The organism is Paenibacillus sp. IITD108, from assembly GCF_036541265.1.
GTDB lineage: Bacteria > Bacillota > Bacilli > Paenibacillales > Paenibacillaceae > Pristimantibacillus.
Map to the genome: position 1 here is coordinate 1 of NZ_JAZHCT010000017.1, position 23,566 is coordinate 23,566.

The 23,566-nt window shown below is 35.7% G+C and carries 18 protein-coding genes; all 18 read right to left on the minus strand.

Annotated elements, in window-relative coordinates:
* Nucleotides 1-16: 16 nt before the first annotated feature.
* On the minus strand, nucleotides 17-1,087 hold the full coding sequence (locus V1L65_RS15725; RefSeq protein WP_331700145.1) for a hypothetical protein: 1,071 nt from the start codon (nucleotides 1,085-1,087) through the stop codon (nucleotides 17-19).
* A gap of 2,090 nt (nucleotides 1,088-3,177) precedes the next feature.
* Nucleotides 3,178-3,597 (minus strand): helix-turn-helix transcriptional regulator, encoded by a 420-nt coding sequence (locus V1L65_RS28740; protein ID WP_442955700.1) that lies wholly within the window; start codon nucleotides 3,595-3,597, stop codon nucleotides 3,178-3,180.
* A gap of 996 nt (nucleotides 3,598-4,593) precedes the next feature.
* Nucleotides 4,594-5,631, minus strand: coding sequence for an LLM class flavin-dependent oxidoreductase (locus V1L65_RS15730; RefSeq protein WP_331700146.1), 1,038 nt, complete (start codon nucleotides 5,629-5,631; stop codon nucleotides 4,594-4,596).
* Between the two features lie 156 nt (nucleotides 5,632-5,787).
* A complete protein-coding gene (locus tag V1L65_RS15735) occupies nucleotides 5,788-6,027 on the minus strand; it encodes a phosphopantetheine-binding protein (RefSeq protein ID WP_331700147.1) in 240 nt (79 codons plus the stop codon).
* Nucleotides 6,028-6,726: 699 nt separating this feature from the next.
* Complete coding sequence (locus tag V1L65_RS15740) at nucleotides 6,727-8,496, minus strand: ABC transporter ATP-binding protein (RefSeq protein WP_331700148.1); 1,770 nt, start codon at nucleotides 8,494-8,496, stop codon at nucleotides 6,727-6,729.
* The gene (locus tag V1L65_RS15745) at nucleotides 8,493-10,268 is read right to left on the minus strand and encodes an ABC transporter ATP-binding protein (protein WP_331700149.1); all 1,776 of its coding nucleotides are present in this window, start codon (nucleotides 10,266-10,268) and stop codon (nucleotides 8,493-8,495) included. The genes V1L65_RS15740 and V1L65_RS15745 overlap by 4 nt, the downstream gene beginning before the upstream one ends.
* Nucleotides 10,250-10,780 carry a hypothetical protein gene (locus tag V1L65_RS15750; RefSeq protein WP_331700150.1) on the minus strand — a complete coding sequence of 177 codons (531 nt, stop codon included), beginning with the start codon at nucleotides 10,778-10,780 and terminating at the stop codon, nucleotides 10,250-10,252. Before V1L65_RS15750 ends, V1L65_RS15745 begins: the two co-directional genes overlap by 19 nt.
* The gene (locus V1L65_RS15755) at nucleotides 10,770-12,119 is read right to left on the minus strand and encodes a nucleotide sugar dehydrogenase (protein WP_331700151.1); all 1,350 of its coding nucleotides are present in this window, start codon (nucleotides 12,117-12,119) and stop codon (nucleotides 10,770-10,772) included. The genes V1L65_RS15750 and V1L65_RS15755 overlap by 11 nt, the downstream gene beginning before the upstream one ends.
* Before the next feature lie 150 nt (nucleotides 12,120-12,269).
* Nucleotides 12,270-13,145, minus strand: a complete 876-nt coding sequence (locus tag V1L65_RS15760; protein ID WP_331700152.1) for a hypothetical protein — start codon at nucleotides 13,143-13,145, stop codon at nucleotides 12,270-12,272.
* On the minus strand, nucleotides 13,146-14,609 hold the full coding sequence (locus V1L65_RS15765) for a class I adenylate-forming enzyme family protein (RefSeq protein ID WP_331700153.1): 1,464 nt from the start codon (nucleotides 14,607-14,609) through the stop codon (nucleotides 13,146-13,148). It lies immediately after the preceding gene.
* On the minus strand, nucleotides 14,606-14,866 hold the full coding sequence (locus V1L65_RS15770) for an acyl carrier protein (RefSeq protein WP_331700154.1): 261 nt from the start codon (nucleotides 14,864-14,866) through the stop codon (nucleotides 14,606-14,608). The genes V1L65_RS15765 and V1L65_RS15770 overlap by 4 nt, the downstream gene beginning before the upstream one ends.
* 17 nt (nucleotides 14,867-14,883) lie before the next feature.
* Nucleotides 14,884-16,080 (minus strand): AMP-binding protein, encoded by a 1,197-nt coding sequence (locus V1L65_RS15775; protein ID WP_331700155.1) that lies wholly within the window; start codon nucleotides 16,078-16,080, stop codon nucleotides 14,884-14,886.
* Between the two features lie 196 nt (nucleotides 16,081-16,276).
* On the minus strand, nucleotides 16,277-17,119 hold the full coding sequence (locus V1L65_RS15780) for an HsdM family class I SAM-dependent methyltransferase (protein WP_331700156.1): 843 nt from the start codon (nucleotides 17,117-17,119) through the stop codon (nucleotides 16,277-16,279).
* 103 nt (nucleotides 17,120-17,222) lie between these two features.
* Nucleotides 17,223-17,702 (minus strand): shikimate kinase, encoded by a 480-nt coding sequence (locus V1L65_RS15785; protein WP_331700157.1) that lies wholly within the window; start codon nucleotides 17,700-17,702, stop codon nucleotides 17,223-17,225.
* A gap of 173 nt (nucleotides 17,703-17,875) precedes the next feature.
* Nucleotides 17,876-19,039: a Gfo/Idh/MocA family protein gene (locus V1L65_RS15790; protein WP_331700158.1), complete on the minus strand. Its 1,164-nt coding sequence runs from the start codon at nucleotides 19,037-19,039 to the stop codon at nucleotides 17,876-17,878.
* 89 nt (nucleotides 19,040-19,128) lie between these two features.
* Nucleotides 19,129-20,169: a peptidase M42 gene (locus tag V1L65_RS15795; protein ID WP_331700159.1), complete on the minus strand. Its 1,041-nt coding sequence runs from the start codon at nucleotides 20,167-20,169 to the stop codon at nucleotides 19,129-19,131.
* Nucleotides 20,162-20,977 (minus strand): nucleotidyltransferase domain-containing protein, encoded by an 816-nt coding sequence (locus tag V1L65_RS15800; RefSeq protein ID WP_331700160.1) that lies wholly within the window; start codon nucleotides 20,975-20,977, stop codon nucleotides 20,162-20,164. The genes V1L65_RS15795 and V1L65_RS15800 overlap by 8 nt, the downstream gene beginning before the upstream one ends.
* A gap of 1,273 nt (nucleotides 20,978-22,250) precedes the next feature.
* Nucleotides 22,251-23,552 (minus strand): ATP-binding protein, encoded by a 1,302-nt coding sequence (locus tag V1L65_RS15805; RefSeq protein WP_331700161.1) that lies wholly within the window; start codon nucleotides 23,550-23,552, stop codon nucleotides 22,251-22,253.
* Nucleotides 23,553-23,566: the final 14 nt, after the last annotated feature.

The window sequence follows — 23,566 nt, forward strand, 5'->3', positions numbered from 1 at the left end:
TATTATAAGTTTAAACTCAATCTCTTGATTCGTTAATAAATGGTTGCAACTTAAGTAAAATTAAATGAAGTATGTTTCGTTCCTTCTTTTTCATTTCCTCTAAATTATTTTTTATTTTTTTCATGTCTTCCAAATTATTATTAATTTTTTTTATTTCCACCAAATTCTTTGTAACATTGATTTTTAACATTAAATTTCTTGTAATTTGAGCGATTTGTTCCAATTCATAATAACCCATTATTTCATCAGAGAGTTTTAATTCTTTTTGTTTGTTTTCCATATGTTTCAGTCGTACTATCATCAATTTTTTATGTTCCCATATTAAATGAAGAGGCCTATGATCTATAGTATTATTATTAATTTCATAGTAATCCATTACTTTGTCATAAACTTGTAACCCATAATAAAAATCTTCTAGTTTTGTATTAATTAAACCACCAAAACGTAAACTTGTATTTTCACAATTTAAATAATCATACATTTGTTTATATATCCAATTAAAGTCAAGTTTATAATTAAAAATATTTTCTCTAAATGTCATTAAGTGAGTGAATTCTGAGAAAAACTCTAGTTCACTATTATTTAAACTTAAAAATGCTTGTTCGAAGTTTGCGAAAGAAACTTTTATTTTACTAAATTTACCATTAATATCATATCCGGAAATGTAAAATAGTTGATTATTTTCATCGTATCCATATACCAGAATTGCATGTGGAAAATAATATTTATTCAGATTTGCTTTTGTATTATTGATATAAAACTCATCAACTCTTGTTGAAATATACATGCCCAGATCAATACATTTAATAAAAAAAGAAATAGGATCATTTTCACTCCAACTCATAATGCTTGATCTTGTCACACATTCTGAATGTAACCAAGGTGAGGTGGAAAATCTGGGATCAATAGTATAAAAATCACACCAATCAGTAGGAAGACTAGTGATATAATTCTTATGAACCTTTATTTGAATATATTGACTTAATAACCAATCTAGTGTTTGCTCATGATTGCATAGTACACTTAATGGAATGGAATGTTTAGGGTAGACAGATACAATTGGTTCTGAAACTGGTAGGATTCGCATGATAATCTCCTTTGAACTATTTAGTAATTTTAAGAACTTTTAGGTGTAATAAATGTTTCGCTACAATATGCAATCATAACGTCTTAGATGAGCGTACTCCTCTTTGTAATTTAAGTTTTGACCTTCTGTTGTTCCCATCCTTGTTTGGAGTATTATTTTTTATTAGAAGTTTTCTCTTGTATAAGTCGCTGATTTTTACGCAAAAGTGCATCTTTATCTTTCATAAATACTTCTCTTAAAAAGGTCTTCATTTAATTTAATGTCTTAAAGATTCCATAACATATCCATATATAGAAAGTTAAGCGTTTTCTATCTTTAATAAGTTTGTACATACTATACTAGTTTCAGTGGATTGTGAAAAAAATCTCCTTTCTCTTTACATAAAAAAAATAATTTTATACATTATGTTACATTATTCAGATCCCGTCAATACATTTTATGGAAAAAGCGTTATTATACAGGACTTATGATGTTCATTAGGGTGATTTGGCCAGTAGCTATCTATAAGACTTAGAAAGTGACTAGCTTTTATGTCAAAATCTCCTTCGATTATTGATGCAAAACTGGCAACTAGTTTCCTCATTTACGTATAATTCCCTAAGTAATTAGATTTATCTCCATCAATTTTTTGTTCCTATTAATTTTGCAATATCAGAATTATACTTAGTTAATCTCAGCAACATTTCTGCACGCATTTCATGGACAATGCCAAACTTTTCTTCATTCCGCGACAAATATAGCGGTAATATAAAATACCATCACTACTTGTTTCTCCTTCAGATATCCTGATGTTACGGCTTTTAAGTCTCGTTTTAAAGCGTAGTAATCATCTGAAATACTATACATGATGACTTCTAGGCATCGAATACTAACTCCCTTTAAGGTTATTTTGCAAGCCCAACATCCTCAGTTGATTTCTGGGTTATCGTTATTAAATGAGGAAACAGAATTTTGTCTCTTTTCATCTCTAATTCCTCTTGAGTTGGTCTAAATGCCTGATCCGCTGATCATAGTGTCCCGGATATCCGGTCAAAAGCATTTTTCCCCTAACGAATGTAACCATCCAGTTTGTTCATTTATATTAGCCTCCAATCTGTCCAGACCTTTCCCTTGCAACGCTAGTTTCGAAAGACGATGCTCCTGATCGCCACATCGCCAAAACGGTCTTTTATAGCATCCACAGCTCTCTCTAGGTCAAATATTTTCGGCGGTAATCAAATAAGTCCAGCTGCTGCACCTTTTCGCTCGAGAGTTGTGTCAGAGCTATTGCAATGCGGCTGACTGGAATTCCCTTCCATCATATTAAATAGATGAAATACAGCTGCTGATAATTCTAATTCATGTGTAAGTGATGTTGGATTGAGAAGGGGCCTTTGCCTGTTAAAGACGTTCGCTCCCCTCCCAACTGTTTCGCCTATCCCCAATTGCGCCTCTGTACTCCCATGCTGCCTGATCGCCGACATACCTCTAAACAAAGCTCTAGTAGCATGCCTCTATAACAGCTTATTGGTATAAAGGAATGATCAAAATGCCTTACCGTGACTTACTGACTCGAGTGCTCCCCTAATAGAGCACAACTGGACTCGGGTCACCACGAGCTGTTGTCTGTTGCAGTGTCATTTGACTATTTGTACATTGCTAATAGAGATGAATGAAAAATGGTTAGTTGAAAATAAATACAGTGAAATGAAAGAGTGTCACGAGTGGCGAAAGCAAACAGCAAAGACAACCAAAAAACCTACTCATAACGAGTAGGTTTTTTGTACGAGATTTTACACACAAATTTGGACTTGACCACAATTACACTACTTGCGAAAATGGTAATTTATTAATAAAAGTAACCTTCGTTATTTTAACATTTGAATAACGAAGTGAATGCGAGGTTAACCGTTCGTTATTAGACAAAAAATTGTCTATTTGCCAATACTCATGCGGCTTCAAGGATAACTGCCTAGCTAGCCGATCTCAAAGAACCAGATTCGCTAGACAAGATGCTTCCGTAGTAGCTATCACTAACTCTAACTTGTCGGGTATTATTTATAATTGAAAAACCTAAGAGATTAGCTCTAATTTTAATAACAAGCTGCGGGCTATTTGACGTTTAAATTAAGCCTGGTCTGATAAAGTTTTGGTGTACAGCCATATTTCTTTCTAAACGCCTCAATAAACTGCGAGGTTGAAATATACCCAACTCTCCGAGAAATATCGGTTATCTTAAACTCTTCCTTCTGAAGCAAATCAGCCGCACGCTCGAGCCGGATTTGTTGGAGATGTTTAATGGGGCTAATACCAAAAATTTTCTTGTATGTATTGCTAAGGTATGTTGGATGACAAGAAATTAAATCGGCCATGTATTGTAAGCATAATGGTTGACCGTAGGACCGTCTGATTAACCTGTTGATCTTAATTATACGCGTATCGAATTTACTGACAAGTCTTGCAGTCTCATTAGGCAATGAATCCTTTTCCCGAAGTAAATTAATTTCTATCCTCATTGTTCGGACATTCATAATGATTATTCTCCATATGATGAGTTTTTGAAATTCGCTATTTTTTCGGTTGCGCTCTTGGCTAGACTAGTTGAAAATCCAGTGCCAAATTATTGAAGTGGTAATCATTCACATCAATCTCAGCAATATCTATTTATCTGATAATTGATTTAAAATAAATAATATATGTAGAGTTTGATATTCTGTTCTAATTTTTTGTGATCCCACTTTATTTTAACTCTCAACTTTAGCAAATAAGAATGATGTTACTGGGAATAGTAGACAACCAAAGTTGGGGTTGCGCCTAATTAGATCCGAAAGTCTTCTACCCGTTAGCGTCGCTTATCAGGCGGATATAGTGGCTCTACCTAAAAATTAGTGCTTTGCCGCATTAATAGCATTCTAAGGCTATCTGAGAGAAGCGGGCAGCCGTCCCAACTTTCGGTCCCAGTCTCAAAATTACAAGATCAGGGTGGATGCACATTTTTATCTTTTATTTGAACGCTGGTCAAATAATCGAACTATAGCGTCCGGACCAAATCGTGTATCATGATATATTATTCGATATTATGCTGTTTGAGCACAAGCGTCACGGCCAAATTCACGGTGCTAAGCGTTGAGAGATAACCGCTCTGGCGTGTGCTGACCGGGGACTTCGTGAAAGTGAAAACCCTGACCGTCCACGGTAATGTAGCAGAGATTGGATTAACGAATGTACCGCCAGGAAAAACCGTTAATTCTAATGTGAAACTGGATGGATCAATGATTCGGTTCTTCTTGAGGGGTGCAATGACATGGAACCTATGAGGTTGCAGTTATTGACCTCTTTCTGTCTAGCTAACCATTAGGAAGTGAATGATCGCTTTCAATTGCCTGATAGGCTCAGATCTTGTCGGCGGCCAAATTATTCTTGGTCTTGAAGGTGAATTGCTTAGCTAAACAATACACTCCAATAATAAGCTAATCGCCCCGCCGTCGGTGGATATATTCTAAGCAATAGCCTAGCGGTCGTGGTTTTCAGAAGCCATTTTCCTGAAATTCACTTGAATGGCGATTGATCCAAAGACACTCCCACATATTGTTAAAATGATAAAATTGTTCTTCTGAAAAAAGATCGCCAATCAGAAGAATCTTCACACCTAAGTTTATATACTGAGCAAGGTATAGGGCTACTTCCTCATAACTGCCAACCAAATAAGGATCGGATGATTTCCCTCTTAGAAAAGCCCCCATCCAAAAAACATCATCATAAACTTCTTGTTTCAATGCAAGGTTTGCCATTGTTCTAGTATTACTTGCACTCGAGTTTTTACGAACACGCGTTCTCGTTAAACCATCTTTATCTGATGGGAACCTGGATTCGGCCACATCCCACGCTTCTGCAGATGTTGGCCTTGTAATAATCGAGATACGAATCGCAATTCGAATTTTCGATCCCATTATTTTTTCAACGTAAAATTTTTCGAATATATTAAAGGGTTCAGGCCGAAATAAGGTAACGTCACCATATTTCTGCGCCGAAGATATTGCTTCAGAAGAGTTGCCTGCCACGAAAAATACTGGCATTTGTTCCTCTGTTATAATAGGTGAAATGTGAAGTCCTTGTAGTTTGTAATACTCCCCCTCATAAACAACTGGTAATTTACTCACCAATATTTCCCGCAGGATGGTTGTGTATTCTTCCAGTCTATTAAATCTGGCTGATTTATCGGCAAGCATAGCATTTACTTCTTTTAATTCTGATTCGCGGCTTCCACTCAATAAATTAATATTGATTCTTCTATTGTATAGGTAATTTAAACTTTGGATCATTTTAGCTGCAGTGAATGGAGGTAACATATATGGTTGCGCTGCGATTAAAGGTATCAGCTTTTCGGTATTTGACAAAACTACAGATGCCATTACCCATGGATCCAATACGTGATGGTTAGTAAATAAAAGAAGGCCATCGAATCCCGATTGCTCTGACAACCTGGCTATATTAATTACATCTGAAAGGTAATCTTTACTTGAATTATGTGGAGGTAAACTAGAATATAATTGTATCTTCTCCAATACTATTGCTCCTCTCAGTCTCTTTAAAAGCTCGATTTATGCCAATTCCAGTTATATCAAGATGAACTCAAGAACTTTATGATCAAAGTGTGACCCCATGTAACCGGTACAGCCATTTGTTTGTTGGTTTAAGAGTGCTTTTTTCAACTGAGCATATTAACCTTCGGATTTTTTACTTAAGATGTCTTGGATGACATTCAATATCTTTTTTTTCGTGGAAAATGTCTCACTAGTTAATAGTTCATCAGGAATTGTAATATCATATATCTCTTCAATTTCTACTATCAGTCTAATCATTTTTAATGAATCTAATCCAATTAGTCTTAAGTCCTGATCATCGTTAAAGGTTTGAGATGATATATTTTTTACAATCAGTCCTGTTAGTTTGTCTTCCATTTTTCAGCATTCCTTTCAGGCGGTTAGTCCCTATCTTAACCAACATTAATACAATCTCTGAGATATACTTTCTTCTCAAGTATAATCTGCCTTTTGTAATCTGACTCGATGCAGGTGTGAAAGGGTAATATAATTCGTTTAGTTTCTAATCTAATTCGTCTGTTTTGGAAAGAAAGTATAAATGTCATTTAATGAAAGGAGATAATTCTGCCAAGCTATTAATGGAACTTGAATTATTCAAAATTCCAGTTAAAGTATCTCTAACCTACAATCTTACATTTCACCTCCAATAAATATACATTATAACAAAATGAACCATATAAATGAATTTGATATGTAAAATTTGATATTATTTGTTATTTAGATTGGCTTTATCAGACAATTGGAAATATTCAAAAGTGATTTGATCATTCATTCTTTTTCTCTCGAATTTGTATATACTGTAAAAGGCTAATCATGCCAGCCTTCGGATCGTTTTTGAACAAGATCATCTTAATTACTATTTCGTATATTTAACTACAATTGCCCCAGACCAAAAGATACTTTGAAACGGTCCTTTCTTAATGATGGATGTTCTTTGTTCATGCAGACTTGACGGGGCTGTTGCCATTTTGAAATTTTTATTCATGTCAGGTATACGCAAAGTAGGAAACAAATTAATTATTTCATTTGCTTAATCGGCTCGTAGTTATGCATAGCTTATAAACCGATTTCCTGAACGGGCTTCCGAAAGAGTGTACGATACGTCTCGTTCCGGTGCCACAACTCCTGGTGAATACCTACATCTTCAATCAGACCCTCGTTTAATATTACAATACGATCAGCTTTTATGATGGAAGACAACCGATGCGCAATTATTAGAACTGTACGCTTGCCCGACAGTTGCTGAAGCCTGCAATTGATTTCCTTTTCAATCTCAAGATCGAGTTGCGATGTCGCCTCATCCAGCAAGATAATCGGGGCCCTCGACAAAAGTACCCGAGCCAGAGCAAGCCGTTGTTTTTGCCCTCCAGATAGTTGTATGCCCCGCTCGCCGATCATCGTTGAATAATTTTCTGGAAGTTTAAGCACAAATTCATCCATATGTGCCAACCGGCAAGCCTCCATAATTTCTTCATCTGTCGCCGTTGGTCTTCCCAGTCGGACGTTGTCAAACACTGACAGATTAAAAATTGTGGGATCCTGCATAACGACAGCGATCTCACTCTGTAAGTCACGTGGCCTAATACTCGCTATGTCTCTACCGCCAACCTCTATCCGCCCTGCCATTGGCGCGTACAAGCCAAGCAATAACTTAGCGATCGTACTTTTTCCGGAACCGCTTTTACCAACAAGTGCTACAGTCTGACCTTTTTCGACACAGAAAGTTATGGATTGTAGCGCTGGATCTTGCTTCCCTACATATTTAAAACTGACGTTATCGAATTTAACTTGATGGTCTGGTATAATAGGACACTGAGCAAATTTCGATATTTTGCCGGTTACCGCATCCAGCTCATCTAATACAGTTTTAACCTTTTCCAAAGAAGGAATATCATTAGCCAATTGCATATCAAGATCCCCAATTTTTCCAAGATGAGTGAAAAATTGCTCATAGTATTTCATAAACACCAATAGACTTCCGATTGAAAGTTCTCCGTAAATTATTAGTAATCCTCCAATGAAGTATAAATTCATGCGTGTAATAAAAAAATCTTTAACTGCCTGAAACGATCGATTCCCATACCAATATAGATGTTTTTTGAAAAAAGCTTCGATAAGTTTGTGCCAATATTCGGTGAATATAATTGAGCTTCGTTTTTCCATGCCATTCGCTTTAGTTTCTTTCCACCCACGAATGGAATTCTGCAACCAACCTTCATATCGTCCGTACACTTCACGATATTGCTCGGAAGCTAATCTTGTACCTCTTCCAAGCCTTTTAGTCATCCAAAACGAAATCGGCACCATCAGCATTCCGAATATTGCCAGTTGCCAACTAAATAAAAATAACATTACTGCGCCAAACATCAGAAACGCCCAACTATATCCATATTCGAGTATGTGAGATTTTAGAAATCGATCCACCGTTAGCGTATCTTGATCAATTCGATTTTTGAGATCGCCCCGGTCCGAGAGTTCGAACTTTTCAAACGGCATGCGCATATAGTGACTCCAAATAGACCTTCGAATAGCGAATGTAAGGCGATTAGTAAGTTTGTTTCCCGCCACCGTTTGTCCGTAAATCACTAAACTTTCCACAATATAAATACACAAATAACCAATGCATACAAGCCAAAGTACACCGAGCTCTCGATTCACCATAACTCGATCTACTAATACTTTGAAGAGTAACGGAGAGATAAGACTCAGTGCCAGAAGCGCAATCTTGAAGCCGGTCAGTAAAATCAGTTGCGTTTGGAAGCGTTTCCATTGATGTTGGAATGCATAGAGCCAGTTCAGCCTATCCCTGAAAAATGATCGATTCAAATCACCTTTTCCTCCTTGTACTCTGCATATTGCTCTTGGAAAAGTTTTTGATATGTGTCGCTAGTCTGTAATAGTTCCTGATGCTGCCCATACGCGACAATTCGGCCCTCTTCCAGAACGGCAACTTTATCCGCCGTGAGTATTGACGAAAGTCGATGGGCAATAATAATTTTTGTCGAGTGTTCACCTAACTGTTTCAAATTTGTTTTAATTGCTTCTTCAGCTTCTCTATCGAGTGCTGAAGTGGCTTCATCAAAAACAAAAATACGGGGTTGCTTTAGAAATATTCTCGCTATTGCAATACGCTGCTTTTGCCCGCCAGACATAGATATGCCAGAAGCACCTCCGATTATCGTATCAAGCCCTTTAGGTAAACTTCTTACATAATCCTCAATATACGCTGACTGACAAGCCATCCAAAGCTGGTTATCAGATAGGGATGTATTTCCCCACTGCAAATTTGCACGAATTGTTCCTTCGAACAAGAATGGCTCCTGTAGCGCGACAGCGATAGATTTACGGACTGATGAATGTATGCAATCCTTAATAGACATACCATCGATCCATATATGACCTTCACTCGGCTCGTAAAAGCGTAGTAACAGTGAGATTAACGTGGTCTTACCGCTTCCGCTTTTTCCTACTATGGCTACCGTCTCCCCTCCCTCAATCCGTATATTTAATCGGGTAAGCACCGGAGTTTCGCTACGGTATCGGAATGACACTTCTTCAAACTCAATAGTACCCTTGCTGACAACGAGTTTAGAAGCGCCCACCGAGCTCATCTCTTCTTGTTCGCCAAGAAGACCAAATACGCGGTTTAGAGCCACTTTATTTTGTTGTAGGCGAGCACTCGCTCCACTCAAATTTTGGAGCAGTCCGTTCGCCTTGAAAAAATAGTCGATCACGGCGATAAAACTGCCTACTGTTAAGTTGCCTTTAATGATAAAGAGGCTGGCTGATATATACAGAATCAGGTCTGATATGAGTGTAACAAAACTGACCGCTCGATTAGAATAATATTGGATAGTGCTTGTCCGATTTGTCAATCGCATATACTGCGCAATAAGTCTGACAAATTGCCGATTTATATAACTATCTACAGCCATCAGCCGTATATCACGTAAGCCTGCGAGCATCTCAACACACCAGCTCATAAACTTTCCATATTGTGTTCGTTGCTCCTCTACTCGTACTTTCGTCGCATGGGCGAACGCCCTCGTAACAAGCACAACAACTGGAATGACCACTAGCATAATTAACCCAAGATACACATTCGCGTTCAGAACAAAGACTACTGCTGTAAGAAGACGAATGACGTTAGCCGTCAAATAAAAAATGTTCCAATGGATTAAGTTCATCACTTCGTCCGCATCACGGTTAATTATGATCATGATATCTCCTGTACGGCTGTTATGAAAGAAAGATGATTGAAGAGAAAGGAGTTTATCGTACAGCTTTTTGCGAATATCGAACGAGAACCGCGTGACTAAATAAGACCACACACTGTTTAGTACAAAATGAAGTCCTGTTTCGCTTAAGTAGATAATACCGTATCCAAGAACAATGAATTTAAAAAAAGCTATATTCCGATGATAAAAAACTTCATCTATTAGCAGACCGAATATGTATGGATAAACCATTCCGATTACCGAGGTTACAAGTACACAAAGAAATAAGTTTGCGAGGCTAAACTTGTACTTCCATATTATCGGCCAAAGGATCTTCAGTTTTACTCGAAATGTCCCCCTGCTCATGTTTTTCTTACCCAATTAGAAAATAAACGCTGTTTTACAGTACTCTCTCCAACCGGAACGTCAACAGTAATCCCAAGCTTTCCATTTTCACTCCTCGCTTCCGCTTTGGCATCGGCCCAATCTTCCGACTTGGCACTAATCCTGATTGCTGTCGTATTCTGCCCATGATTGATGTCTAGAACTTTACCTTCATATCGGTTACCACTATAATGAGTAAACCAAATGATTGGATCCCCGTTACCTATATCTGATCTAACATCAGTGAAATTAACTTCTAATGTCACCGAATTAGTGTGAAGCGACACTTCGGCAGTCATGGGAAGGTATTGACTTATCTTAATACCATCCATGAGAGCGTTCATGCTTAATAAGAGTATGGTAATAATGCCAACGGCAACGATGGGCGTTTTGATACAAAAGAATAAATAAACATTCCAAAAACGTTTATGCAACTCAAAAGGCTCCTTCCTTTCATTTGTTTTAACCGAAACCTGTGTTTCTTCGCCTATTTTCATTTTATATCGCAACTAATTTTTTTAGATCAAAATTTTTATCAGGTGCACCTAGCAATACAATCTTATCATCAATATATCCGTCTAATAAATTTCTAGTATCCACAATTAGATCTGCATATTTCACAATTAATTCTGGTTGATATACCGAGTGTGCAGTTAGTATTACAATGCAATCATAATTAGCTAATTCGTGATAGGATAACTCTTTGTTCTCTATGATATTTCCTTTTTTGTCATAAATTAAGTCTATATTCGGTTCATTTACTGTGATTTTTGCTCCCAAATAATTTAACATCTCGTATATTTCAATCGAAGGAGATTCACGATAATCAGCAATATTTGGTTTATAGGTCATTCCTAACAATAATAGTTTAGATCCATTTATACACTTCATATTTCGATTTAAGGCTTCTGTAATTTTCTGTACTACATAATTCGGCATGGCTCTATTTATTTCTTGGGAAATCTCAATAAATTCACTAAAGAAATTATGATGTTTTGCTCTCCAAGATAAAAACACTGGATCCACTGGGATGCAATGTCCTCCTACACCTGGTCCTGGATAAAAACTCATAAAACCGTATGGCTTTGTAGAGGCGGCCTTTATAACTTCCCAAATATTCACGCCAATTTTTTCACAGAGTAAGGCAAACTCATTTATAAAGGCGATATTTACGCTTCTAAATGTATTCTCCAGAAGTTTTGTCATTTCCGCTGTTTTAGTAGATGTAACCGGTATCAATTTTAGAACGATTGCTTTGTATAAATTTATTCCGCGCTCTAAACATTTTGGTGTCACTCCGCCAATTACTTTTGGTATGTGTGTAATATTGTTATTCAAAGTCCCAGGGTCAATTCTTTCTGGAGAATAACATAAGTAAAGATCTTTACCGATGATATAACCATCATCTGAGAATTTTGATAGCAATAAATCCTCAGTAGTCCCCGGATACGAAGTGGATTCAAGAACTATTAATGAATTTTTACGAACGTGTTTTCTTATATTCGACACGGCATCCTCTAAATATGATAAATCAGGCTCGCGCATTTCGTTTAATGGCGTCGGCACACAAATTATAATTGCTTCACACTTAGAAATCATTGAATACTCAGTAGTAAAAAATATAGTATTACTATTACTACTCAAACATAATTGGAGCTTTGTCGAAATATCATTGCCTAGTAGACTTTCCCCCATCTTCAATTTCATGACTTTATCAAAATTTATATCCATACCAATTACATCAAACCCATTAAGCGAAAATTCAAGAGCAAGTGGTAATCCAACATAGCCTAGTCCAATTACGCCTATCGTTGGTGCTTTATTATTCGCATTTTTTAATACCTCCATAAAAACTCACCTTTCTACAGTTATTGAGGAATGATATGCGGCATTTCGGTTAGCGAATTAACCCAAATATAATCTATACATAAACGTTCTGATAGCCACAACTAGCTTGAGTCTGGGAAATTTAATGACTTTTAACAATAATTTATGTCATCATGAATTTCTATCAGTTTGCTCAACATTGTATTGAAATGATTTCAAGTATTCAATCTCATATTTGACGACTTCTTGCAGACTGTTTAAAACCGCTACTTCATACTTTCCAAGAAGTGTATGGGAACGAATTACATTTTTCAATACACTAACCCACCCATTCAGGATGCGATCTTCAAAGTCTGATTTAGTCTCCAGTGCCTCAAAGTGTCTGCGCCTAGCTAACTCAATGCATCGCAAGCGGCCAAAAAAACTTTCGAACTCAGAATAATCATTTTGTTCCGATAAAGTTTTGTATCTTTCAAAAATATTTCTAAGTGTTGAGTTGTACTTTGTAAAATAATCTTCACACAACAGATAAGGTGAAATATTAGACTTGACCACCTCTGTATTAAGCTGATTTAAACTGAAAATTGGCTTTTTCAATTCCGACCATGCTTGCTGAAGAAAATCTTTAGTTACTAACCGACGGACGGAATAAAATGGACTGTATAGCATTACATTATCAGCTTCTACTTGCGCCAAAACGTAATGCATCTGGTCTTTCTTTCCATAACATTCTTTAATGAAATCCAACTGTTTTGCATTTAGCGAGATAATAAACATCTTGTTAAATGGTATCTCATCGAATCTAATTTCCTGAAACTCTATACCATAGGTTTCTCGAAGAAGCCGACCGATCTGTTCCTTCGAAAGACTCGCTCCAAAATTATCAGAGCCCTGGATATAGTAGAAATCCCAGTTATGAACACAAAAGGCTTGGTAATCATTACAAACACTCCACAAATACGCTGAAATTGAATTATTTAAACAATCTAGTGCTCCAAACGGGGCATCCGTTTGGAAAAGAGAAGAAGAGCGTGCCCAAATATTCAATTAATCCGCTTCCTTCCTAACTTTTTTGCCATTTGCCGATACAGGTACTTTACCTACAATAATTTCATCTGGTATTTTCCAATATGGCAATGTTTTATTTAACCTTTTCCAAATGTCAAGTTTTTCTATTGTATAATCGCTTTCAATAGTCATTAAATATGCGAAATTCTGTTCCGTCTGTTTAAATTGTATTAGACAATTCATTATTCGGTTATCTTCCAAAACATAAGACTCGATTTCTTCAGGATAAATTTTATAACCTTTGTGTACAAACATACTATTCTTTCTTCCCCTGACATAAAGGTAACCGTCTTGATCTAAAAAACCAATATCGTTAGTAAACAGCCACCCATTTTTTATCGCTTTACTAGTTTCTTCCGGATCATTGTAATAACCTACCATAAGGTTGGGACCCTTTACTCCAATTATTCCTTCTTCTAGCAAGATTGATTGAGAATTAGAATAGCTCGATTCATCATCCTTGAAAATACACACTGATACACCTGGAAGTGGCTTTCCACTAGATCGAATACCATTTACAAAACGAATAGTTTCTCCTTGGGTCTCCATGGAAACTCTTGGCGAGGCCTCTGTTAATCCATAGCCCTGCAAAATTGTAGTATGAGGAAAAAGTGTCTGTAATTTCTCCATTTGCGTAGCGCTGGTAGAGCCCCCCGCAATCACAATAGTTCGAAGTGATTCTGCAGTAGGATTCAGAGTTGCTCCAGCAGTTGTTAACATATGGATATGATTAGCAATGAAACCGGTTGTACGGGGTTGTGATTTTTCAATTAATGAATAAAATAATTTTGGAACGAAATAGCCTTCGGTCAAAACTAATTTTGCGCTTAAATATAATTGTAACCACATTTGTGTTGTATGTGCGAAACTGTAATGTAATGGCAAAGCAGCAATAGTTGAATCTAAGGAAGTTAGATTTAATTTACTCTTTATAGCTTCGACGTTACTTATAATATTCTCTACACTTAACCCAACTAGTTTTGCTTTTCCAAACGTACCAGAAGTCGGAATCAATACGGATATGTTGTAGTCAGAAACAGATTCGTTATTCCCATTGGGGAAATAATGAAGCATTAGTTGAGGCATTTTTTCATATGGGATACACGAAACCCCATAGATTTCTGTTACTGGATAATCACACAAAAATAATCGTTTCCCTATAAGAAGCCTGTGGATTTCTTCTGATTTCAATAAACCCGAGCAAACAACTGGAACCATGCCAGCAATTAAACAGGAAAAATAAGATACAATAAAATGTAATGGTCGTTTACACGAAATTAGAGCTAATGATCGCTCCGGATGCTGATTTTTCAACAAGGTTCCTATTTGGTTAATAATTGAAAAAAATTCGTAAAAAGTAAACGAGGAGTCCATAGTTTGCAAATACACATTCTCTTCGTTCTTTAAAAACAGTTTTTGTAGAATAATTGTATTGTCAGTCATAATGAAACCTCTTTAGAGGAACTATCTTGTAATATTTTTTCAACCAGTTTTACAATATCTTCAATGGTTCCTTCAACAACGGTCAACAATAATCGATCATTAATTTCAATTGAAAATTCATCTTCTAAATCCGTGATTAAAGTCAAAATTGATAATGAGTCCAAATTTAAGTCGTCGACTAGTTTATAATTTTCTGATACTTCTCTTCCATAATCCTGAAGTTTGTTCTTGATAAATTTATAAATAGAGTTACGCATTTTAATTCACTCACCTATCAAATAGTATTATTCACATAATATGATACTTTTCCGTTGTTACTTAACGGTATATATTCTAAGGCGTTTAAAGTTAAATCTATTCCGTCCAGTCTGCTTTTTATCAATTGTTCGAGATAAGTAATATTATCGCCTTGATATTTCGCCCCGGGAATGTAATGCAGAACAAATTGATAAGGACCACGTTGTTCAAACTGAAACTGTCGGATAGTGCCTGGGTAATACTGATGAAAATCAATTATGAGCATAAACAGCACTGCCGAATTCAGAAGTTTTTCATTATACGAAAAAAAAACACCTGATCTTCCGCCAATTAGTTTTATAGATGGACCAGGATATTCGCATTCTAACTTAGGGTTAGATTGAGCGATGTCCCCAAGTTTGTATCTCACAAAAGGCATAGCAAAATTATTTAGGCCTGTTATTAGTACTTCACTTGTTTGTGTGTTTTCCATTTGTAGGGGGATTAATTCGAGAAAAACATTATCATCAGCGACATGCATATGTCCATTAGGACAACTGTATGCAATAAGCCATGTTTCTTTAGAGCCATACATATTGGTAACCTGACATCTAAAAACATCTGACAAAAAAGCTTGTTCCTCTGGGGTGGAAAATTCACCAGCCAATTCAATAAATTGCAACCTAGGAAACCCTTTTATTTCCTTTTCTATTAGATGCAAAGCGATATAATGAAGTGCTGACGGTGGTCCAAACAACCATTTAGGTTGAAATTTAATAATTTCATTTATATAGAGACTCACCATTGCTGGACTAAGATCCAACAAACTTAAAAATAAAATGTTATTTGAATATATCACCGGATTGTCTAAGTTGTACCTCATAGTAAACATCACATATCGATCATTTGGTGAAACCTTTCCGAACCAATTCCTTCGCTTCCATAATGGAATGCCCATGCGAACAGAATCGATTTTCGACTTGAAACAACGTATTGGTGTTCCTGTCGAGCCGCTCGTTGTCTGGTACTTTAATTTGGCGAAAGGGACAGCCGTTGAGAGGAAAGATGTTTCGTTACCTGCTACGGCCGATCGCTCAAGTATAGGAAAATCTTCTATTGTGGGACTATCCCAGATTTGTGATGTCTGATAGTAAGGTACTGTTTGTAGAGCATGAGACAATATGTTGCGTAAAGCGATGTCCTGCTTCCGAATTGATTCTATTTTTCTATTCATAAGCACCCCAATTTCCTTTTATTTTCAGCGAGATTCGTACCAGCTTACCTTTGTTACATTTGAACATCCGAATAATCACCCGTTTCCCACATTACTACCACTTCGGGGCAACTGTTAAACATGACAGTTATAATTACTTAAGTCGGAGTCGAGTTCCATATCGACTTTCAATAATATGCAACACTTGATTATTGAGTCATTGCTTCCCACTGTTTTGTGAATTTTCAAATTCACAAACGATATTTTCAATCAATTTTTCATTCCAATCTAGATCGTTAATATCCCAACTATCTAAAGAACTGATATATGAGTTACGAAAACTAGTCGTTTTTTCTAGTATCAGAATATACCCCGAGACCAGAATGTTGGATGAAAAGAATACATGTTTAGGAAAATGGATTTCAGCTAAAACCGCAGAAGAATTTTGAACATAATTATTTACCGAAGAAAATTCTTCACTTTTATAACTCTCCGGTAATATAATGGCGCACTTTCCCCCAGGCTTAAGTGCATTAATGCAAAGTTCCAAAAAGAGAGCAGTGCTCCTTTTCTCCGGTGTTACATTAAACAACTCATACTTATCATAATATTGGTTAACTCTTAATCCCCAAGGAGGATTTGCTAGGACATAATCAAATTGCGAACGAAGTTCGTCTATTTTTGCCAGAGTATCCCCTGTCAATAGTGTGATTTCCGGATATATACTTTTACATATGGATGCTGCTTGCCGATCTATCTCACAGCAAACGATTTGGAGTTTGCTGCGGTCAAGATACTCTAACAATCTTCCCGTCCCGCAAGAAGGCTCTAATAATCGGCCTGCTAATGGTTTTAAGAGCATGGTAAGTAAGCGTGACAGTTGTAAGTCTGTATAGAATCCTCTGAATACCTGTCTCCCCATATAATGATTGCGGACAAACTTTTTTTCTTCTTTCGTAAGTAAATGCCAAGCCTTCGAATGTACTAAATCCCTCGCACGTTCGGCCAGCTGCAAGCCAGTTTTATTCATGTTTATTTCATACTGTTGTGAGCTGTGCACCTAATCACCCCTAACGTTTCCTAAAGAAGTGGTATACACCATTAGAATTTTTTTGAACATAGACCTCTAAGCTCAATATTTCGTTCCTTTTTATAAGCTATCTTTATCCTCTAAATATGCCAGTTATTTCTGCTACTAATTCTTCAATAGATTTGTCATCTGCCTCAATTGTATAATCTGCATATATACTATATAAGGGTTTTCTTTCGCTATAAATATCAAATAAGTTTTTTCCTTTCTCAATAACAATCCCACGACTTTTAATATCAATAGATGCAAGTCGATTTTCTATCTTTGGGTATGAAAGATTTATAAACACTATATGTGCTATTTGCTTCAAGAATTTCATCGCTGTATGAGAATAAACAACACTTCCCCCTGTTGATATACAAGTATTCGTACAACTGAGCGAAGAAATGACACTTGATTCTTCAATAATAAATTTTTCATTACCAATATCTTCGAGTAGTTGCCCCAATGACTTATTGTATTTTTGTTCAATAATTGAATCAGTATCAATAAATGTCATATTGAGCTCTTTCGAAACCAGTGGTCCAATCGTACTTTTCCCAGATGTCGCCATGCCTATAAAGGCAATATTTTTACCTTTTATTGTTCTAATGATTCATTCGCCCCCTTAATGTAATGTAACTCAACAAATCATAATGATTAACAAAGGATTTCCAAATGATACTTTAGCTCGTTCAAAACAAATATAGTTCAGTATTTATTTTTCTGGATTTGTATTGATAATCTTCAATACAAATTATCTATTTTACTCACATCAATTTTTTCATAGAGTTCATCTAAGTAATCAAATAACCACTCATCTGGTGTATCATCCTCTTCTTCCTGAATAATCTCTTTATTAAATATACTTACAACTTTATTTTTTTTAGAGTGCTTTTCTATTTTTGCAATAATTTCTTGGATATAGACAGCTTGATTTATATGAACAATATTTCCACTTACATCTCCATATTTTACCTCATTTATGTTTTCTTCAATAAAACGAATTGTTTTTGTAATGCAAGCTGTTTTATTATCAAACGATTCAGCATTAAACCTTTTAATGAGTTTCTTGCTACCATTCTTATTGATCTCGTTAATAGTGCATGTATCAATATCCCAATGCGGATTATCAAAAATTATCTCTACTACATAACTAATAATCCCTATATCATTTATTAAAAAAAGATTCAGTTCCCTCTTACGGCTATACCATAAAAATGAACTATTTCCGTTAATCAATATTTTATTTTGCAACATTATATTAACTGACATTGTATCTATCAAATTTTTTCCGGAGTGTGAATAGTTACTACATACATAATTTCCTTGTAAAATTTCAAATTCTGCCCCTGGTTTTGTGTCGGACAACATAATCGCTAAATCAATGGGGTGGCAAATTTCCGAGGAAACCCCAATAGTTGGTCTTTTATCATAAAGTCTATACTTTCCCCAAAAAAAGGAACACCTGCTTACAGACAAATTTTCATGTTTCATCCATCTTATTAATTCTTCTATAACAGGGCTATGCCTCTCAACAAAATGTACTGATACAAAAGAATCATCAAACATTCTCTTCACTTCATAAGCCTGATGCAATTTTTCCACAAGCAGTTTTTCAATAATTATTTTTTTACATCTTTTTGATTTTTTCTTCACCTCACACAGTAAATCATAGTGACTATCTTCATTCGTCGAAATTACTAAAATATCATATTCATCTTTCTGTATAAATTCATCAAAAGAATTATATACTTCTATTCCGTAGTCACTAAGTCTTTTTACTTTATCTATATTTCTATCGCATACTCCTTTCAAAAGAATATTTTTATATTTTCGTTGTAAATAAATAAAGGCTCGAACAAATCGACTCCCTGATTTACCAAATCCCACTATCCCCACATTATACATGTTCTTTAGTAGCTCCTTTAGAGTAAATAAAAAGATGATTCCGGTAAACCTATTATTGTTTATACTTTTATCGCAAAATGTATTTTCGGTTAACTTTGTGCGTAAGAATTTAACAAATCAAATGTATTTATCAGGCTCAACTTATGCGTTCGTTCATAACTATGTGTACCTACTACTCCAGGACCTATAAGGCTGTGCCTAACATCATATCCTGCCAAAAGCGCAAGATCTGCGTCCGTACCATAGGTTGGTGTGAAAATATCAAGTGTATAACTAATATTATGATCATTTGCAACATCGATTAGTTTTTTTAAACTCTTTCTATTATAAGGGAACCGCGAATCAGCAGCACAAATGGTAACTTTATATTCTGACGAGTTTTGTAAAGGTGCAACGCACCCTACATCTAGTGCCAATATCTCTTCAGTATCTTTTGGGAATCCACATGCACCACCATGCATAATCTCTTCATGCATTGAAAAGTAAGCATATATTTTTCTCTTAAGAATTTGATTTTCCTTTTTAAGAAAATGCATATATGTAAGCAAGATAGCAACATTTATTTTATCATCCAAGAACCGGCATTTTATATACCCGTTATCAGTCAAGACTAACCTTGGTTCTAAAGATACTATATCTCCACACAGAATTCCTAAAGCCTCTACGTCTTTCTCATTAGCCACGGGCTCATCTAGATAAAGGACCAAATTATCTGAGTAACTTGCCACAGTAGATCGTTCATCTAAAGGTGTGACATGGATACACGAATTTTTACGCCGAATTGTACCTGTATATATCTTTCTTGTATGCGTTTTAACTCGGACATTCTCATTTTCCACTGCATACTCAGGTAATCTTCCTATAGGAGTAAGTGATATTGATCCATCTTTATTTACATTTTTAATCATTAGTCCAAGTGTATCTGCATGGGCTGTTATTGCTAATGCCTCATTAGTTCCACCAAGTGTCGCGATAATGCCCCCTTTGTTAAGGAGCTCGTATTCGTAACCCATTTTATTGATTTGATCTGTTATGTATTCTTGAATTTCCTCGTAGTCACCAGAAATGCTGTCAATACTTAAGATTTTTTTGAATTGATCGATCATATAATCATAATATACTTCATCCATTTTGAAATCCTCCGATCAGGGTATTAACTTTATTATTTTCTATATAAATGTCATCAATAAATCTCTTTTCCCAAGTTAACGCTTCTGCGCAATAGTGGTGTAGTAGAGTTAACCCCTTATCATCAGTAGGTATATTATAGCCCCATTGATCCCTACAATACCGTAGCAAAGTAGCCAAATACTCTCCATCGTCATAATGTTTTTTATATTCGCTAACCACATCATATTTTGATGGCATATATAGCCCCTTTTCTACTGCTAATCTACACCCAGCAATCCATGTGTAGATGCAAACAAGCAATTTAGTCGATATCTTCCCTCTTCTACTCCTTATATAACCTTTAAAATAATCATTCTCATTTGGATAGTTTATTGGTAGATCTAGATAATTTAAGCCCCTGGCTTCTTTTATAAAATCAAGAGTTAAATCAATAGTTGATTCAATATAATCTTTTGGTGATGGAAGGTTCCACGAATCTAATACATTCTTCCCCCAAAACAATCTTCCATTTACTTTTGGACTTAGTATTCCTTCCCTTACTTGTTTAGAACTAGGATTCATAAATATTTCATTTTCACAGAAAAACATTAAATCGAGCTCTAACTTAAATTGTTCAGCGTGACGAAGTATAGTGTTTTTATTATCCATATAATTCTCATGTTTAAAAATAAAAGTGATATCTAAATCACTTGTCCCTTCGATGTATAGTCCCATAGCATAACTTCCAGCAATATAACATGTTACTTCCATTTTTTCTAATAGCCCAGCCAACTGAACGAAATAGTCTTCAACTTTATTATTTATCACTTTATGATCCTTTCTATAATTGAATAAAATGTAAATGTAATTAAATATAATATCTATATCAGTAAATTTACAAGAAGTACGACGCCCTCTTACTTCGGTTAGCGGAGACCTGGATCCTTCAAGAGAAAGTCTATGAGATAATCGTAAGCGTATACTCGTCTTATGTAGCTTTTGGGTCTCGAAGCTCTATTCGAAGCCGAACTTTAGCACGAGCCTACATGGAACGTACGCACATTCCTATCAGCTAAGCGGTTTAATGTTAATTATTGAATGTTCAAATCAGGTCCAATTCTGACTATGTTGAACTGCTTGAAAGTGAAGGTCCCTATGGATGGTAAGGGTTGAGCAACAGACAACAAAAGGATGGATCATATTTCCAATCTCTCAAGTATGAACGTATCATTTTCAACGAATACGATGGACATCACGCGTTTCATAAGAGTCCAATTCAACAACCAGGAACGTCCCCATGCGTCTCTTGCTGGAGTCAATTCGGCTCAATTCTTTGCTTATTCAAATGATAAATTCGCATCCAATATTACTAAATTAAGAGGAATAACTTATTCTTTTAAAAGAACCATTCCAAAATCCTTTGGAGTAACGTAGCTAGTTGTTTATAATAAGAACGTTGCTCTCCTCTATTTAGGCTTGTTGTACCTTCCGGAAGTTTCCCGGGTTATTCCAATTTTTCGTTCGATATCTTGCAAGCATGCTTTCTTGAGCTTCATTTTCAACTTGCGATCCGTATCGACGACCGGTTTGGCAATATCTTTTAAATAGCAGTAATGGCAGTTCTCATAAGGGACATCGGCAACAAGCCTTCGAAAGCCAAGCGAATCTAGTGCTGACAGTCGCTTACGATACCCACAATGGGATAACTAAGGGCGATGATTGGCTCAATAAGGGTCTGCAATTATGTCGCAGACCCTTTTTATTTTTTTGAGTGGAAAGCACCGTTCCGCTAACGATGCACAAGAGTTTATTTCCTTTTTCCGGCTGTACACCATTCATTGGACAGGACAATACCTCCGTAAAACGCGGTCGGCCGTTTCTGGAAATACGCTCCGCATATGATCATTGAGGTTTGCTACTAGCAGGCTTTGCAAGCGCTCGTATAGATTTTGAGTATGTGCTCACTAGCTTGGATGCCGCGCTCGTTTAAGGTTTGGCGATTTCTTTCGGAACGCGACTTACCAATGAAGTCATTACATACTCATTACATACTCATTACATAACTTTTATTGAGAGGCTCGAAGTATTATTCAACCCAGATCTATACCCCATTGAATTCTTTAACAATTGACCAGTCATATAATTTATTGGCATCATAGATTTGAAACAGTTGATTATTACCTTCAACATCATAGACACGTAAATTTTTGGAAATTTTATTAATTGCCTGTATAATTGAATGCACATTTTCAGAGACTAAATAGATTCTTGCTAAAATTTGATCGTATGTACCTACTAATTTAATTTCATCATTTGGAAAATGTTTTTGTTCAATATGTATGACTTCTGGAATCGCTTGGACTTCTTCAAATCCATCAATCGTTTTTATAGTACCCTCATGTAACAAACAAATTAATTGTACCGCTTTCTTACTATTGAAATAAGGAGATATATTGATCTTTGAATTTTCTTCGGTCATAGAACCAGTTAATGAAAATCTTATTAACAATTCCAATGGATTATAACCACAGCATTTTTCAATAAATTTATATGTCTGTGCACTTCCCAATCTATATCCCATTTCAAAAAAATAAAAACTCCCATTATTAACAAATGCCTGTAGAAAGATGAGACCATTCTTAAAACCGTAATTCTTAAACATTTTAATAACCTTATCATTCATTTGATTAATATAACTATTTAAATAATTTGAAGGAAACATAAATGCTTCAGGCAAACTAGCATAACCTTTTTGGTTATTTATCTCACTTTTATCCCACATAGTCTCTAAAACGATTTTTCCATCATCCAAGTGATAGTCCATCTCAACATGCGGATAATCCATATATTTTTCTACTAAGAATTCTTTACAAGAGGAAAACTCAAGGGCTTTTGTGCAAGCAACCCTTAACTCCAACTCATTATTACAAACCGATATACCTTTAGTTCCACAGTTGTCGGCAGGCTTAACAAGTACTGGATATTCTATTTTCTCCAAATCACTACTCAATAGCTCACTAGTCAATCTAAATTCTGGGACTACGGGGATGCCATTTTCAATACACGCTTTTTTAAACTTATTTTTATTCACGGAGATTTCAAACTGGTCTTTAGTTGCATAACATGGCATATTCAACTGTTCACATACTTCCTGATAATGAGGGAGTATGGAATCAAAATATCCAGTAATCACTCCATCTACTCTCAATTTCTTACATAATTCCACTAAACCAGCTGTGTCATATGTACTTACCATATAGCTTTCGTCAGCAATGACTTTAGCAGGAGAATTAATAAATTGATCTGTTACTATCGTATATATTCCCATTTCCTGAGCCTTTTTCACAATATTGATTGCAATTTTAGGGCCACCTATAACTAATAGTTTTTTACCATTTACCATATAATAACCCCTTC

Excerpts from the sequence above, each read along its gene's own strand:
- V1L65_RS15725 (WP_331700145.1), bottom strand. The coding sequence starts at position 1,087 with ATGCGAATCCTACCAGTTTCAGAACCAATTGTATCTGTCTACCCTAAA.
- V1L65_RS28740 (WP_442955700.1), bottom strand. The coding sequence starts at position 3,597 with ATGAATGTCCGAACAATGAGGATAGAAATTAATTTACTTCGGGAAAAG.
- V1L65_RS15735 (WP_331700147.1), bottom strand. The coding sequence starts at position 6,027 with ATGGAAGACAAACTAACAGGACTGATTGTAAAAAATATATCATCTCAA.
- V1L65_RS15755 (WP_331700151.1), bottom strand. The coding sequence starts at position 12,119 with ATGGAGGTATTAAAAAATGCGAATAATAAAGCACCAACGATAGGCGTA.
- V1L65_RS15765 (WP_331700153.1), bottom strand. The coding sequence starts at position 14,609 with ATGACTGACAATACAATTATTCTACAAAAACTGTTTTTAAAGAACGAA.
- V1L65_RS15770 (WP_331700154.1), bottom strand. The coding sequence starts at position 14,866 with ATGCGTAACTCTATTTATAAATTTATCAAGAACAAACTTCAGGATTAT.
- V1L65_RS15775 (WP_331700155.1), bottom strand. The coding sequence starts at position 16,080 with ATGAATAGAAAAATAGAATCAATTCGGAAGCAGGACATCGCTTTACGC.
- V1L65_RS15785 (WP_331700157.1), bottom strand. The coding sequence starts at position 17,702 with ATGGCGACATCTGGGAAAAGTACGATTGGACCACTGGTTTCGAAAGAG.
- V1L65_RS15790 (WP_331700158.1), bottom strand. The coding sequence starts at position 19,039 with ATGTATAATGTGGGGATAGTGGGATTTGGTAAATCAGGGAGTCGATTT.
- V1L65_RS15795 (WP_331700159.1), bottom strand. The coding sequence starts at position 20,169 with ATGGATGAAGTATATTATGATTATATGATCGATCAATTCAAAAAAATC.
- V1L65_RS15805 (WP_331700161.1), bottom strand. The coding sequence starts at position 23,552 with ATGGTAAATGGTAAAAAACTATTAGTTATAGGTGGCCCTAAAATTGCA.